Here is a 14,016-nt window from a genome sequence, read left to right on the forward strand (position 1 = left end):
CCCACAGGCTCTACCTAACGAGAAGAAGCGGCATGCCCGACGACCTCCTTTCCGGGGCCGAGCCCGGCTCCTACGACGCATCCTCCATCGAGGTGCTGGAAGGGCTCGAGCCCGTCCGCAAGCGCCCCGGCATGTATATCGGCGGCACCGACGAGCGGGCGCTGCACCACATGGTGGCCGAGATCCTCGACAACTCGATGGACGAGGCGGTGGCCGGTCATGCCAACCGGATCGAGGTCGAGCTTCATGCCGACCACAGCGTCACGATCCGCGACAACGGCCGCGGCATGCCCTTCGATCCCCACCCCAAGTTTCCCGGCCGCTCGGCGCTGGAGGTGATCCTCTGCACGCTCCATGCGGGCGGCAAGTTCTCCGGCAAGGCCTACGAGACCTCGGGCGGCCTTCACGGCGTCGGCGCCTCCGTCGTCAACGCGCTCAGCGACCGGATGGTCGTGCAGGTCGCGCGCGACCGGAAGCTGGTGGAGCAGAGCTTCTCGCGCGGCGTGCCGCAGGGCCCGGTGGAAGAGATCGGCGGCGCCCCCAACCGGCGCGGCACCACGACCACCTTCCACCCCGACGAGGAGATCTTCGGCCACCACCGCTTCAAGCCGGCGCGGCTCTTCCAGATGGTGCGCTCCAAGGCCTATCTCTTCTCCGGCGTCGAGATCCGCTGGAAGACCGAGATCGACGATGGCGAGACGCCTCTCGAGGCGAGCTTCCACTTCCCCGGCGGCCTTGCCGATTACCTCGGCGAGACGCTGGCCTCCGCCACCACCTATGCCGATGCCCCCTTCGCCGGCACCGTTTCCTTCCAGGAGAAGTTCGGCGAGCCCGGCAAGGTGGAATGGGCGATCAACTGGACGCCCGTCCGCGACGGCTTCATCCAGTCCTATTGCAACACCGTGCCGACGCCCGAGGGCGGCACGCATGAGGCGGGCTTCTGGGCGGCGATCCTCAAGGGCATCCGCGCCTATGGCGAGCTCGTCTCGAACAAGAAGGCCGCGCAGATCACCCGCGACGACCTGACGAGCGGCGCCTGCGCGCTGGTCAGCTGCTTCATCCGCGAGCCCGCCTTCGTCGGCCAGACGAAGGACCGGCTCTCCACCGAGGCCGCGGCGAAGATGACCGAAGGCGCGGTGCGCGACCATTTCGACAACTGGCTGGCCTCCGACACCAAGTCGGCCAACGCGATCCTCGATTTCCTGGTGCTCCGCGCGGAGGAGCGGCTCCGCCGCCGCGCCGAGAAGGAGACCGCCCGGAAGTCCGCCACCAAGAAGCTCCGGCTCCCCGGCAAGCTGGTCGATTGCTCGAATGCGGCGCGGGAGGGGACGGAGATCTTCATCGTCGAGGGCGACAGCGCCGGCGGCTCCGGCAAGGCGGCGCGCGACCGCAAGACCCAGGCGATGCTGCCGCTCCGGGGCAAGGTGCTGAACGTGCTGGGGGCGGCCTCGTCGAAGCTCTCGAGCAATGCCGAGATCAAGGATATCTGCGATGCGCTCGGCACGGGCATGGGCACGAAGTTCCGCCTGGATGACCTCCGCTACGACAAGGTCATCATCATGACCGACGCCGATGTCGACGGCGCCCATATCGCCTCGCTCTTGATGACCTTCTTCTTCACCCAGATGCGGCCGCTGATCGACGCGGGGCATTTGTATCTCGCCTGCCCGCCCCTCTATCGGCTCACCCAGGGCGCCAAGCGCGTCTACTGCGCGAGCGAGGCCGAGCGCGACGCCTGGCTGGCCAAGGGCCTCGGCGGCAAGGGCAAGATCGACACCTCCCGCTTCAAGGGCCTCGGCGAGATGGACGCCAAGGACCTCAAGGAGACGACCATGGACCCGGCGACGCGCCGGTTGATCAAAGTGTCTCTCGTCGACGAGTTTCCGGGGGAGACGGGGGATCTGGTGGAGCGGCTGATGGGCAAGAAGCCGGAGCTGCGGTTCCAGTACATCCAGGAGAACGCGCGGTTCGTGGAGGAGCTGGATTTGTAGTGGAAGTTGGCGAACCATATCCGGACCTTCCCATTGAATTCGCGGTGCCCGGAACGCCGGTTTCAGCGCAGGCTAAGGGCGGTTCGAAGAAGGCATGGAAGCTTGAAGTGGCGACTGCAGCCCAAGCTGTGGTCGCTACAGATGCTTGGATTTTTAGGGAAACGTCTCTATCTATTACGATCTATGACTTTCCCTCAGACCCAGTGTCGGGAGATGTAGATAACATTGTAAAACCGATACAGGATGCTTTGGTAAGAGTACTATATGTCGATGACAATATTATTCGAAGAGTAGTCGCGCAGAGATTTTTGCCCTTTGAGGTCGCTACCCTCTCACCCGTCCCGGCTTTGCTCGCCAGAGCTCTAGCGACTGACCCGCCATTTGTTTATATTCGGATATCAGGTGATCCGCTCGGAGAAGCCCAATGACTATCAGAGAAGAATTGGCAATTGCCAGCCAGGCAATTTTTGATGAGTATATCGGAAACGGCTACTCGGCAGCCTCTCAGCCTACGAATGCTGAGGCGCCAATACTTGCGCGATATCGACCTGATTTCATCTTCTCGAAGGATGGCAAGCGCGTGATCGTAGAGGTCAAGTATCGGCGCAATGGGGCGATCGACGGGCAGCTAAATGAAATTGCGCGAAAGGTCAGTGAACTCCCCGACACCGAGTTTCGCGTGGTATACGTTGAGGATGGGAGCCAGAGGAGGTTTCGGTCGTACACTTTTCCTCAAATCCAAAGTGCACTGGATGAAGTCGAGGAGCTTTCAAGGGCGGGCCAGACTCGACCTGCTCTATTGCTTTGCTGGTCAGCATTTGAAGCTGCCGCAAGGTATCTTCACGGACGCACTTTTGCAAAGCCTCAAACTCCAGGCCGAATCATCACGGAACTCGCCCAAAGAGGCGTCATTACACCCAATGAAGCTAATACAGCAAGAACCCTAGCTAATGCTAGAAATGCACTCATTCATGGAGAATTGCAAGTTACACCGACCAGTGGAGACATATCGAATCTAGCCGCCATTGCACGAAAGGTGGCGAGCGAAAAGCGGCAAAAGACGACATCCTGACCCCCTACTCCACCCCCCCTGAACACCACCTCCGCCACCACCTCGTCGCCATACATCAGCTCCACCCCCGGCAGGCCCTCCGGCACCAGGTAGACCATGCGGCGGAGCGCCGTTTCCCCCACGCTCACCCCGTTGAACTGCCTGTCCATCAGCTCGCTCATGAAGCGCTCGCCCACCAGCGGCAGGTCGCCGAAGGCCGGGGAGTTGAGGCGGAAGTCGGTCGTCATCCAGTAGAAGCGCTCGTCCTGCTCGAGCTCGTTCGACTTCAGCCCCGTGACTGCCATCTCGATGTCGGCCAGCACTCAACCGTCGGGCGGGGTCAGGCGGCTCTGGACGGCCGCCGTGTCGCGGCCCGTCGTCAGCTCCAGCTCCAGCTTCCGGCTTAGGGCCGCGTCCGTCACCGCGAAGCGCGCGAAGGCGGTGAGGGGCTAGGGCGTATGCTGGGTCGAGCCCGCAACCAACGACCCGCCCTCCGAGGAGAGCCCCCGGACGAGCACGCGAAAGTCAACTCGGGGGCCCCTTCCCTCCGCCCCGGCGCCGGTGCAGTCTTTCCCCATGCGTTCCCTCCTCGCCGCCCTCCTCCTCCTCGCCGCCTGCGGTCGCCCGCTGACCACCGACGAGACGCGCTTCGCCCGCGCCTTCCTCGGGCCGGATTTCGATACCGAGTCCGTCCGGCTGAGGGGCGATCTCGCAGAGGAGCGGCCGAGGTCGATTGCCGTGCGGCCCCGGACCACCTGTCAGGAGCGGATCTATCCCGAGTCGCAGACCGCCACGATCGAGGTCGTGACCGGCGCGCTCACGGCCTTTCAGACCGTCTACTTCCGCCCCGGCCGCTATCTCGACGATTACCTCGAGGGGCTCGGCGGCGAGGTGGTCTCGCTGCCCGCCGCCATGCTTTTCGCCCATGAGATGGTGCATGTCTGGCAATGGCAGAACCGCGCCACGACCGGCTATCACCCGCTCAAGGCCGCCTTCGAGCATGTGCAGAGCGCCGATCCCTATCTCTTCGACCCCGAGACGGAGGCGGATTTCCTCGACTATGGCTGGGAGCAGCAGGGCTCGATCTTCGAGGAATATGTCTGCTGCCGCACGCTCGCGCCCGAGGCGGCGCGGACCTCGCGGTTGCACGAGACCCTCGGCAAGTATTTCGACCTGCCGCCGCTCGATGCGAACCTCGCGCAGAACGTGCTGATCCCCGTCGGCGGCGATGCGCTCGAGGGGATCTGCGACTGAGGGGGGGCGCCGCGGCGAAGTTGGCCCCCCTGCGGCCGGGCCCCGCCCCGCAGGCCGCTGCTACTCCTGGATCCCCGCGAGGTAGTTGGCCACCGCCAGAAGCGCGGCCGGCACGGGGGTGCCGACGCCGGCCTCGTCCTCGACGATCACCGTCGGGCCGAGATCGCCGGCGCCGAATTCCGGCATGACCTCGGCGTAGAGCCCGCCGCGATGGTAGCCGTCCACGTAGCTCATCACCTGGTCGCGCGGGAAGACGCCGCCGTTCATCGCGGAAAGCTGCGTCAGGTCGGCCGGCGGCACCGGCAGGCCCTCGGCCAGCTCGCCGTCGCCGTGGCCCGTGGGCCCGTGACAGGCGGCGCAGTTGGTCTCGTAGAAGGTCGCGCCATCGACCTCCTCCGGGCCTTCGATGCAGGCGGAGAGCAGCGCCGGCAGCGCGAGGGTGGCGAGAATGCGTTTCATGGTCGATCCTTTCAGGTCAGTCCGGGCCCGGTGCGGCCGGGGGGCGCTCAGGGGAGCGCCACCACCTGGCCGGCGTCCAGCCGCAGCCGCCGGTCCATCCGGGCGGCGAGGTCGAGGTTATGCGTGGCGATGAGCGCCGCGAGGCCGGTGCCCCGCACCAGCGCCATCAGCGCCCCGAACACGCGGTCGGAGGTCTCGGGGTCGAGGTTGCCCGTGGGCTCATCGGCGAGGAGGAGCCGCGGCCGGTTGGCGAGCGCCCGGCAGAAGGCCGCCCGCTGCTGCTCGCCGCCGGAGAGCTCCGCCGGGCGGTGATGGCCGCGGTCGTCCAGCCCGACCTCGGAGAGGAGCGCCTCCGCCCGCGCCTCCGCCTCGCCCCTCGCCACGCCGTTGGCGAGCTGGGGGAGGATGACGTTCTCGGCCGCCGAGAACTCGGGGAGAAGGTGGTGGAACTGGTAGATGAAGCCGATCTCCTGCCGGCGCACGATGGTGCGCCGCCGCTCGGAGAGGCCGGTCATAGCCCGCCCGCCGATCTCGAGAAGGCCCCCATCCGCCGTATCGAGGAGCCCGGCGATATGAAGGAGCGTCGACTTGCCGGCGCCGGAGGGGGCGACCAGCGCCACGACCTCGCCCGGCTCGACGGCGAGCGAGATGCCGCGCAGCACCTCCACCGGGCGGGCCGTGTCGCCATAGGTCTTGGTGACCCCTTCGAGTTTCAGCGCGGTCTCACTCATAGCGCAGCGCCTCCACCGGGTTCATCCGCGCCGCGCGGCGGGCGGGAAAGATCGTCACGACCCATGAGAGGACCAGCGCCAGCGCCACGGCCGAGCCGACATCCCCCGCCTCCAGCTTCGCCGGCAGCGCGTAGATGCCGCGGATCGAGGGGTCCCAGACCCCGCCGCCGGAGAGGTAGTTCACCGCCGCGAAGATCGGGTCGATCCAGATGGCGAAGGCGCAGCCGAGGAGCACGCCGAGGAGCGTCCCGATCGTGCCGATCGAGGCGCCGCAGAGGAAGAAGATGCGCAGGATGGAGCCTTCCGAGAGGCCCATGGTGCGCAGGATGCCGATGTCGCGGCCCTTGTTCTTCACCAGCATGATGAGGCCGGAGATGATGTTGAGCGAGGCGATGAGGACGAGGATCGAGAGGATCACGAACATCACGTTGTCCTCCACCGTCAGCGCCCGGAGGAACGAGCCGGAGCTATCCTTCCACGTCCAGATCAGCGCGCCGTCACCGGCGGCTGAGCGGAGCGCGGGGATCATCGCCTCGATATTGTCCGGGTCCTCGACCATGACCTCGATCTCGTCGACGACGCCGTCGCGGTTGAAGAAGCTCTGCGCCTCGTCGAGCGGCATGTAGACCCGCGTCCGGTCGATGTCGTAGCGGCCGGCGGTGAAGATGTAGGTGGCGTCATAGGCCGACGTCCTCGGCGACGTGCCGAAGGCCGTCCGCGCGCCGTTGGGCGAGATGATGCGGATCCGGTCGCCGAGAAAGGCGCCGAGCTCGCGGGCGACGCCGGAGCCGATGGCGATGCCGGAAGGGAAATCGGCGAGGCTGCCCTCCGCCGCCTCGGGCCGGGCGATGCGGGGAATGTTGGCGAGGTCGTCGGGGGCGATGCCCATGACCTCGACGCCGACATTGGCATTGCGCAGGTTCGCCATGACCTGGGCGCGGACGAGCGGCGCGGCGGAGGTGACGCCGGGCACCGCCTCGAGCCGCTCCACGAGGGCGTCATACTCGGCGATGGTGCGCGAGGTCTGGCCCGTCTCGCTGACCGTCAGCTCCTGATAGATCGTCGCATGGGCATTGGCGCCGAGGATCGTGTCGACGAATTCGGCGCGGAAGCCGGCGCGGACGGAGAGCGTCGCGATCAGCGCGGCGACCGAGAGCATGACGCCGAGGAGCGAGATCCACGTCATGACGCTGACCCCGCCCTCGGCGCGGCGGGCACGCAGATAGCGCCAGGCGATCAGGAATTCGAACCGGGCGAAGGGCGGCGGGGATGTGGCCAAGGCCTGCTCCTTTTTGCGGCGACCATGCGGGCGCCGGAGGGCCGGGTCAAGGCGGGGCGGCCGCCGCGCGGGGGATCGGCGGCCCTATCGCTCCCCCGCGCCGGTCAACCGGCGGAGCGCCGCCGGCGCATGGGCGAGCGGCGCCCTTGGGCCGAAAAGCCGGACGGAGGCGAGGATCCCCTCGATTAGGAGCCAGACCGCCTCCGCCGCCGGCTCGGGCGGCTCCAGCCCCTCGGCCCGGGCGCGCCCGGTGAGATCGGCGAGGAGCCGCTTCTTGACGGAGGCGGCGGCGGCATGGACCGGGTGGAACGGGTCGGAATATTCCGCCGCCGCTACCTGGAAGGGGCAGCCCATCGCCCAGTCCCGCGCCGCCCGGCGGATCACCGATTCGCCCCAGGCGGTCAGCGGGCGCGGACCATCGGCCGGCGGGGCGGCATCCTGCAGCGTGGCGCCGACACGCTCCAGCCAGGCGACGATCAGCACGTCCTTGGAGGGGAAGTGCTTATAGAAGGTCGCCTTGGCCACGCCTGCCTCGGCCAGCACGCGATCGATGCCGGTGGCGCGGTAGCCATGCTGGTAGAAGAGAAACCCCGCCGTCTGCAGCAGGCGCTCGCGGAGGTCGCGGCGGCTGGCATCGGGCGGCGGGGCGAGGCCGGGCGCCGGCTGTGCGGCCCGGTCAGCTGCGGGGGGGAATGGATCGGTCTGAGACAAGGGCCCTCCGGGTCCGGCACCCCCCGGAGCCGGATGGCGGGAGGGTAACGCAGCGGCAGGGGGAAGGGAACAGGCGGCGGCGGGAGGGCTGGCGGAGGCGGGGGGCGCTGCACCCCGTCGCCTGAACGGCGACTCCCCCGCGGGTATTTGGAGAAAAGTGAGGGGGGGGAGTTCGGGGCGGCGGGCGCGGACCCGGATGCCCGGGCGCGGCGGGCTCAGTCGCGGGCGCGGTTGGTGGACAGAGAGCCGGCTGCCCGCGCGCCGCGGTCAGAGGGCCTTGAGGCGGGCCATGATCTCGGTCAGGCGGGCCTGTTCCTCGTCGAAGCCGTAGGGCGCGCCCAGGAGGATGAGGCCGGAGCCCTCCATCCGGTGGCCGGGCTTCGGCGGGCGGAGCGGCACCTCGAAGCGGAGCGCGCCGGGGAGCGCGGCGAGGCTTTCGGCCATCTCGCGGTGGGGCGCCGAGGCGAGGATGGGATACCACAGGATCTTCACGCCGACCGGCCAGCGCTTGTGGAGCCGGCGGAGGAGCGTCGCCATCGCCGCGTAATCCTCCTTCACCTCATACGAGGGGTCGATGAGCAGGAGCCCCCTCCCCGGCTCCGGCGGCAGGAGGCGGGTGGCGAGGGCGGCGCCGTCTTCCTTGACCACCTCCGCCCAGCCGCCCGCCAGCCGCTCAAGAGCCGCATGTTCCTGCGGATGGAGCTCGGCGAGGTGCAGCCGGTCGCCGGCCCGCGCGAAATGCTTCGCGACGAGGGGCGAGCCCGGATAGGCCGTGGCGCCATGGGCGGCGCGGGTGGCGTCCAGCACCGCGCGGAAGGGGTGGTCCGCCGGAAAGAGCGGCTCGGCGAGCGCAATGCCGGCGGCGGCCTCGCCGGTCTTCGCCGCCTGCGGAGCGGCGAGGTCGTAGAGACCCCGGCCCGCGTGGGTCTCCACATAGGTGAGCGGCTTATCCTTGGCGGTGAGGTAGGCGAGCACCCAGGACAGGACGGCGTGCTTGTGCACGTCGGCCCCGTTTCCGGCGTGGTAGCCGTGCTGGTAGCTCAGCATCAGCCGGCCTTTCTCAGCGCCCCGGCCATGCCCATCACCTTCGCCCGCGCCCGTGGATCGTTGTCGAAGAGCGAGGCGAGCTGCTCCGTCATCGCGCCGGCGAGCTGCTCGACATCGGTGATCGTCACGGCACGCTCGTAATAGCGCGTCACGTCATGGCCGATGCCGATGGCAATGAGCTCCACCGCCTTGCGCTTCTCGACCATGGCGATGACATCGCGCAGATGCTTCTCGAGGTAGTTGGCGGGGTTCACCGAGAGGGTGGAATCGTCCACCGGTGCGCCATCGGAGATCACCATCAGAATCTTGCGCTGCTCCGGCCGGCCGAGCATCCGCTTGTGGGCCCATTCGAGCGCCTCGCCGTCGATGTTCTCCTTGAGGAGCCCTTCCTTCATCATGATGCCGAGGTTCTCGCGGACCCGGCGCCAGGGCGCATCGGCGCGCTTGTAGACGATGTGGCGAAGATCGTTCAGCCGCCCCGGCAGCGCCGGCCGGCCGGCATTGCGCCAGGCCTCGCCCGCCTGCCCGCCCTTCCAGGCGCGGGTGGTGAAGCCGAGAATCTCCACCTTCACCTGGCAGCGCTCCAGCGTCCGCGCCAGCACGTCGGCGCAGATGGCGGCGATGGAGATCGGCCGCCCCCGCATCGAGCCGGAATTGTCGAGAAGGAGCGTCACCACGGTGTCGCGGAACTCGGTGTCCTTCTCGCGCTTGAAGGAGAGCGGCGTCGTCGGGTTCGCCACCACGCGGGCGAGGCGGCCGGCATCGAGCGTGCCCTCCTCGAGGTCGAACTCCCAAGAGCGGTTCTGCTGGGCCTGCAGGCGCCGCATCAGCTTGTTGGCGAGCCGGCTGACGGCGCCCTTCAGCGGGTCGAGCTGCTGGTCGAGATAGGCGCGTAGCCGCTCGCGCTCGGCGGGCTCGGCGAGGTCCTCCGCCGCGATCTCTTCATCGAAGCTCGAATCGTAGACCTTGTAGTCGGGGTCGGCCTCGGAATGCGGGGCGGGCTGCGGAGGCTCCTGGGGCGCGTCGCCCTCGGGGACGAGCTCTTCCTGCATCTCCTCGGCATCGCCGCCGTCCTGCTCCATCGAGGCCTGGGCCTCGCCTTCCTCTTCCTGCTCCTGCTGGCTCTGCTCGGGGGTGGCATCCTCGACATCGCCGCCGGAATTCTGGTCGTCCTCGCCCTCTTCGGTCTCGGGCTCGTCCTCGGCATTCTCCTCCGACAGATCGTCCTCGGCATCGGGATCGTCGCCGAGCTGGTCGCCGTAGCCGAGCGCCGAGATCATGTCGCGGGCGAAGCGGGCGAAGGCCTGCTGGTCGTCGAGAAGCGTGTCGATCTCGCTCAGCCGGTCGCCGAAGCTCTCCTCCAGATGGCCGCGCCAGAGATCGAGGACGTTCTCGGCCCCGCCCGGCAGCTTGCGGCCGGTGGCGAGCTGGCGGACGAGATAGCCGGCGGCGGCGGCGAGCGGCGCCTCGGAGGCGTCACGGACCTGGTCATAGCCCTTGCGGCGCGCCTCATTGCCGATCTTGGCGTCGATGTTCTTGGCGGTGCCGGGCATGTAGCGGGCGCCGAGCGCCTCGACCCGGGCGGTCTCCATCGCGTCATAGAGATCGCGGGCCATGGGGCCCTGCGGCAGGTAGCGGTTGGAGAGGGTGGCATCGTGCAGCTTGTGGCGGAGCGCCAGCGCATCGGCGGTGCCGCGGGCCAGCAGCACCTCCTCCGCCGTCATCCGGCGGGAGATCTGCGGCAGGCGGATCGAATCGTTGCTGCCGCCCGGCGGGTCGACGGAGAACGAGACGGCGAGCTCGGGATCGTCGGCCATCACCTTGGTGGCTTCGGCAAGCGCCTTCTTGAACGGATCGGCCGGGTTGTCGTTGGGCTTTTTCATGAGGGTCATTAAGCACCCGGGCGCGCTGGCGGCAAGCCGGGTTGGCGCTAACGGATAGGTGGGGGGAGGCCCTTGGACCGGGAGAGATGGGGCCGTGCGCGGCGAGCGCCCGGACGGTGGCGCTCCGGTTGGGGGCAAAGTTCCGACCGCCCCGACAAGGCGTAGGGTGGGTTTGCAACCCACCGCCCCCTTCTCATCCGGGAGAAACGGCGCCGCGCAGGGCGAGCGCCGGCCCGGGGGTGGCGCTCCTGCCGGTCCTGCATCGCACTTTATAGTGCCGCCACATCCGCCGCCCGACCGCCAGCGCTGCCCCACGAGAGCGCCGACCCGCGGGACGGGCCGGCGCTCGCCCTGCGCCTGCGGCGCGTACCGGACGGGGGAGCCGCACGGGCGTTGCGCCATCGTTGGGATGCGGCGGGTCGCCGGCCCCTACCCCACGCTCTCGTAGAACGCCCTCGTGTCCTCGCAGACAGAGAGCGCCCGCTCGTAGCAGGCCCTCGCGCGCACCCGGGCGAGATAATCGCTCACCACCTCGTCGAACTTGAACCGCGCGCCGTAGCCGGCCTGGTTCAGCGCGTAGACGACCGAGATATCGGCGGCGGTGAAGGCCTCGCCGGCCATGTAGGGCGCCTTGCCCAACTGGCGGCGGACGAGGTCCAGCCGGCTCTTGAAGGTCCAGAGCGTGTGGCGCGCCGTGGGGTTGGTGCGGTCGGCCTCGGTGGGGAGCCTCAGCGCGTTCGTGTAGTAGAACATCGGCATCGAGAGCCCCGCCTCGCCCATCAGCAGGAACTGCAGCCAGAGCGGATAGCGCGGATCCTCCGGTGCGACGGCCAGATCCGTCGGCCCGTGGCGGGCCATCAGGTACTGAAGGATGGCGATGGATTCGACCATCGTCACCTCGCCGTCGACCAGCGCCGGGATGAAGCCCGCCGGATTGATCTTGAGCAGCTCCGGGTCGTTCTCGACCCCGGCGAGGAGGTCGACGCCGCGCAGGCGATAGGGAAGCCCCATCTCCTCGAGGAGCCAGACGACGCGAAAGCCGCGGCCTTCGCCATTGACGGTGAGCATGCAATCCTTCGGGCGGCCCTTGTCCGGCCCATCATGCCCGCGCCCCGCGGGGGCGGAAAGCCCGCTCAGGCGGCGGCGGCCGCGCCGTCGCGGGAATCGTAGGCGCGGCGGGCGGCGTCGATCTTCTCGGCATTCTCCACCGTCCAGCTCGCCAGCGCGCCGACGGGGCAGAGGAGATCGCGGCCGAGATCGGTCAGCGCATATTCCACCATCGGCGGCGTCACCGGCGTGACCGTCCGCGAGACGAAGCCGTCGCGCTCGAGGTTGCGCAGCGTCGCCGCCAGCATCTTCTGGCTGATGTCGCCGATGTCGCGCTTCAGGGCATTGAAGCGCATCGGCGCGGGCTCGAGGGCGCGGATGACGAGGATCGTCCATTTATCGCCGACCCGGGACAGAAGATCGCTGATCCGCGAGCAGGTTTCCTCGGTCTCACCTACTTCCATTTCTGTGCCTTCCTTTCCAGATCGTGCCTTCTTGCGGGAGGAATCGCGCTCCCCAATATGCAGCTAGTTTCGAATCGTAACTACTGCAAGGAACCCCCGATGTCCAAACTTCGTATCGCGCTCATCCTCTCCACGACGCGCGAAACCCGCTTCGCCGACAAGCCGGCCGCCTGGCTCCACGAGGTCGCCGCCGAGCGCGACGACATGGTGCTCGAGACGCTCGACCTGCGCGATTTCGACCTGCCGTTCTTCGCCGCCCCGGCCTCCGACCTCTGGATGCCGGCGAGCGACCCCAAGGTCATCGCCTGGCAGGAGAAGCTGGCCGAATATGACGGCTATGTCTTCCTGACCGCCGAATACAACCACTCGGTTCCGGGCGAGCTCAAGAACGCCATCGACCAAGCCTACATGCCCTTCGTGCGCAAGCCGATGGCCGTCTTCGGCTATGGCGGCGTCGGCGGCGCCCGCGCGGCCGAGCACCTGCGCGGCATCGCAGTGGAGCTGCAGATGGCCCCCGTCCGCGCCGGCGTGCATCTCGGCGGCGGCGAGTTCATGAAGGTCTCCCCGCTCGGCGCCAATGGCCCGATGAGCGAAGTGGATGCCATCCTGAGGCCGACCGCCGTGACCATGCTCGACGATCTGGCCTGGTGGGCCAATGCCCTGAAGCCGGCCCGCGAGGCCGCCGCTTCGGCCTGAGCCGCGTCTGCCTGAGCCGCACTGGCACAGGCAAGCTGACAGCTTCGGGAGGGCGCTGGCATCGGCCGGCGCCCTGCCCTATCTAGGCGATCATGTTTCGCAACCTCCTCCAGCGCCTCAGCGAACCCGGCCCCGAGCGGCTGCCCGAGCCCGACGAGCGGCTCGCCCTTGCCGGCCTTCTGGTGCGCATCGCCCGGACCGACGGCGATTATGCCGAGGCCGAGATCCGCCAGATCGACGCAATCCTCATCCGCCGCTACGGACTTTCCCCCTTCGAGGTGGCGCGCCTGCGCGGTGATGCCGAGGCGCTCGAAGCCGAGGCGCCGGATACCGTGCGTTTCACACGTGCTCTCAAGGATGCCGTGCCCATCGAGGAGCGCGAGGCGATCATCGCCGCAGCCTGGGCCGTGGCGCTGGCCGACGGGCAGCGGGATACCGACGAGACCTCGCTGATGCGCCTCGTGGCAAGGATGCTCGGCATCGACGACACCGCGTCCAACCGCATCCGGCTGGGGCTCGAGGATGGCTAGGGCCGGCGCCACGGCGCCGGGTGGAGGCTCTGATTCCACACCTCCGAGGTATTTTTGGCCAGATGAAAGGGGATCCGGGGCGTGATCGCGGCTCTGCCGATGTACCAGCGGGCGGAGAATGCCGCGGCGCATGGCGTGCTCTGGGGGCTGATCCGGGACGGCCTCCGGGCGCGCGGGGTCTCGGCGCCGGACGCGCTCGATACCGAGACGGATCACAAGGAGGGCTGGGCGCGGCCGGATCTGGTGCTCAGCCAGATCTGCAACCTGCCCTACCGGGCGCTCTTCAAGGGCCGGGTGACGCTGATCGGGGCCTCGGATTACGGGCTGGATGGCTGCGGGCCGGGCGAGTATTTCTCGTGGTTCATCGTGAGGCGGGACGACCCGGCGGAGCGCCCCGAGGACGCGGCCGCCTATCCGCTCGCCCATAACGACCCGATCAGCCAGTCCGGCTGGGGCGCGGCGCAGCTCTGGGCGCGGGCGCGCGGCTTCACCTTCCCGGCCGGAGAGGAGACCGGCGCGCATTCCGTCTCGCTGCGGCGTGTGGCCGAGGGCCGGGCGCGGCTCGCGGCGATCGACGCCGTGACCTGGCGCAGCCTCGAGCGCTGGGCGCCGGAGGAGGTCGCCGCGGTGAAGATCATTGGACGAACGGAGGCGAGCCCCGGCCAGAGCTTCATCACCCGCGCCGGGGAGGATCCGGCGCCCTATGCCGCGGCCATCGCCGATGCCATCGCCGCCCTGCCGGCGCCCGAGGCGGCGCTCCTCGGCCTCAAGGGGATCGTGCCGCTGCCGCCCGAGGCCTATGACCTGCCGCTGCCGCCCAAGCCTGAGGCAACTGCCGCCTGATCGGGCATTTGCCCGACCGGAACGTGCCGG

Annotated in this window: 16 protein-coding genes; 7 read left to right on the forward strand and 9 right to left on the reverse strand. The window is 68.6% G+C overall.

Going from position 1 to position 14,016, the window contains the following annotated elements; translation table 11 throughout:
- Nucleotides 1-32: 32 nt before the first annotated feature.
- From parE to ACAZ03_RS11035, 3 genes are all read left to right on the forward strand, one after another.
- Nucleotides 33-1,991 (forward strand): DNA topoisomerase IV subunit B, encoded by a 1,959-nt coding sequence (parE, locus tag ACAZ03_RS11025; protein WP_373353552.1) that lies wholly within the window; start codon nucleotides 33-35, stop codon nucleotides 1,989-1,991.
- Between the two features lie 203 nt (nucleotides 1,992-2,194).
- Complete coding sequence (locus ACAZ03_RS11030; RefSeq protein ID WP_373357071.1) at nucleotides 2,195-2,419, forward strand: RusA family crossover junction endodeoxyribonuclease; 225 nt, start codon at nucleotides 2,195-2,197, stop codon at nucleotides 2,417-2,419.
- A complete protein-coding gene (locus ACAZ03_RS11035) occupies nucleotides 2,416-3,063 on the forward strand; it encodes a hypothetical protein (RefSeq protein WP_373353554.1) in 648 nt (215 codons plus the stop codon). Before ACAZ03_RS11030 ends, ACAZ03_RS11035 begins: the two co-directional genes overlap by 4 nt.
- On the opposite strand, the gene ACAZ03_RS11040 is transcribed toward ACAZ03_RS11035, so the two are convergent.
- On the reverse strand, nucleotides 2,961-3,365 hold the full coding sequence (locus ACAZ03_RS11040) for a hypothetical protein (RefSeq protein WP_373353555.1): 405 nt from the start codon (nucleotides 3,363-3,365) through the stop codon (nucleotides 2,961-2,963). The two genes, ACAZ03_RS11035 and ACAZ03_RS11040, sit on opposite strands and share 103 nt — an antisense overlap.
- Before the next feature lie 253 nt (nucleotides 3,366-3,618).
- Between ACAZ03_RS11040 and ACAZ03_RS11045 the strand changes: the two genes are divergently transcribed.
- On the forward strand, nucleotides 3,619-4,296 hold the full coding sequence (locus ACAZ03_RS11045; protein WP_373353556.1) for a hypothetical protein: 678 nt from the start codon (nucleotides 3,619-3,621) through the stop codon (nucleotides 4,294-4,296).
- 60 nt (nucleotides 4,297-4,356) lie between these two features.
- Here ACAZ03_RS11045 and ACAZ03_RS11050 read toward each other — a convergent pair whose 3' ends face one another.
- The 8 genes from ACAZ03_RS11050 to ACAZ03_RS11085 form a co-directional block, all read right to left on the reverse strand.
- Entirely contained in the window at nucleotides 4,357-4,755 is a 399-nt protein-coding gene (locus ACAZ03_RS11050; RefSeq protein ID WP_373353558.1) for a c-type cytochrome, read from the reverse strand.
- 47 nt (nucleotides 4,756-4,802) lie between these two features.
- Nucleotides 4,803-5,486: an ABC transporter ATP-binding protein gene (locus ACAZ03_RS11055; RefSeq protein WP_373353560.1), complete on the reverse strand. Its 684-nt coding sequence runs from the start codon at nucleotides 5,484-5,486 to the stop codon at nucleotides 4,803-4,805.
- Nucleotides 5,479-6,765, reverse strand: a complete 1,287-nt coding sequence (locus tag ACAZ03_RS11060) for a lipoprotein-releasing ABC transporter permease subunit (RefSeq protein WP_373353562.1) — start codon at nucleotides 6,763-6,765, stop codon at nucleotides 5,479-5,481. The genes ACAZ03_RS11055 and ACAZ03_RS11060 overlap by 8 nt, the downstream gene beginning before the upstream one ends.
- A gap of 84 nt (nucleotides 6,766-6,849) precedes the next feature.
- Nucleotides 6,850-7,476, reverse strand: coding sequence for a TetR/AcrR family transcriptional regulator (locus tag ACAZ03_RS11065; RefSeq protein WP_373353564.1), 627 nt, complete (start codon nucleotides 7,474-7,476; stop codon nucleotides 6,850-6,852).
- Nucleotides 7,477-7,743: 267 nt separating this feature from the next.
- On the reverse strand, nucleotides 7,744-8,523 hold the full coding sequence (locus tag ACAZ03_RS11070) for a 23S rRNA (adenine(2030)-N(6))-methyltransferase RlmJ (RefSeq protein ID WP_373353566.1): 780 nt from the start codon (nucleotides 8,521-8,523) through the stop codon (nucleotides 7,744-7,746).
- Nucleotides 8,523-10,406, reverse strand: coding sequence for a cobaltochelatase subunit CobT (cobT, locus tag ACAZ03_RS11075; RefSeq protein WP_373353568.1), 1,884 nt, complete (start codon nucleotides 10,404-10,406; stop codon nucleotides 8,523-8,525). Before cobT ends, ACAZ03_RS11070 begins: the two co-directional genes overlap by 1 nt.
- Nucleotides 10,407-10,835: 429 nt before the next feature.
- Nucleotides 10,836-11,474, reverse strand: coding sequence for a glutathione S-transferase family protein (locus ACAZ03_RS11080; RefSeq protein ID WP_373353570.1), 639 nt, complete (start codon nucleotides 11,472-11,474; stop codon nucleotides 10,836-10,838).
- A 65-nt stretch (nucleotides 11,475-11,539) separates the two neighbouring features.
- Complete coding sequence (locus ACAZ03_RS11085; protein ID WP_373353571.1) at nucleotides 11,540-11,917, reverse strand: winged helix-turn-helix transcriptional regulator; 378 nt, start codon at nucleotides 11,915-11,917, stop codon at nucleotides 11,540-11,542.
- Between the two features lie 99 nt (nucleotides 11,918-12,016).
- Between ACAZ03_RS11085 and ACAZ03_RS11090 the strand changes: the two genes are divergently transcribed.
- The 3 genes from ACAZ03_RS11090 to ACAZ03_RS11100 all read left to right on the forward strand — a co-directional run bounded on the left by ACAZ03_RS11090 (nucleotide 12,017) and on the right by ACAZ03_RS11100 (nucleotide 13,986).
- Nucleotides 12,017-12,613, forward strand: coding sequence for an NADPH-dependent FMN reductase (locus ACAZ03_RS11090; protein WP_373353573.1), 597 nt, complete (start codon nucleotides 12,017-12,019; stop codon nucleotides 12,611-12,613).
- Nucleotides 12,614-12,705: 92 nt separating this feature from the next.
- The gene (locus ACAZ03_RS11095) at nucleotides 12,706-13,143 is read left to right on the forward strand and encodes a TerB family tellurite resistance protein (RefSeq protein WP_373353575.1); all 438 of its coding nucleotides are present in this window, start codon (nucleotides 12,706-12,708) and stop codon (nucleotides 13,141-13,143) included.
- An 81-nt stretch (nucleotides 13,144-13,224) separates the two neighbouring features.
- Nucleotides 13,225-13,986, forward strand: a complete 762-nt coding sequence (locus tag ACAZ03_RS11100) for a phosphate/phosphite/phosphonate ABC transporter substrate-binding protein (protein WP_373353577.1) — start codon at nucleotides 13,225-13,227, stop codon at nucleotides 13,984-13,986.
- The last annotated feature ends 30 nt before the right edge of the window (nucleotides 13,987-14,016 follow it).

Source organism: Pseudoroseicyclus sp. CXY001 (genome assembly GCF_041714655.1).
Lineage (GTDB): Bacteria > Pseudomonadota > Alphaproteobacteria > Rhodobacterales > Rhodobacteraceae > Pseudoroseicyclus_A.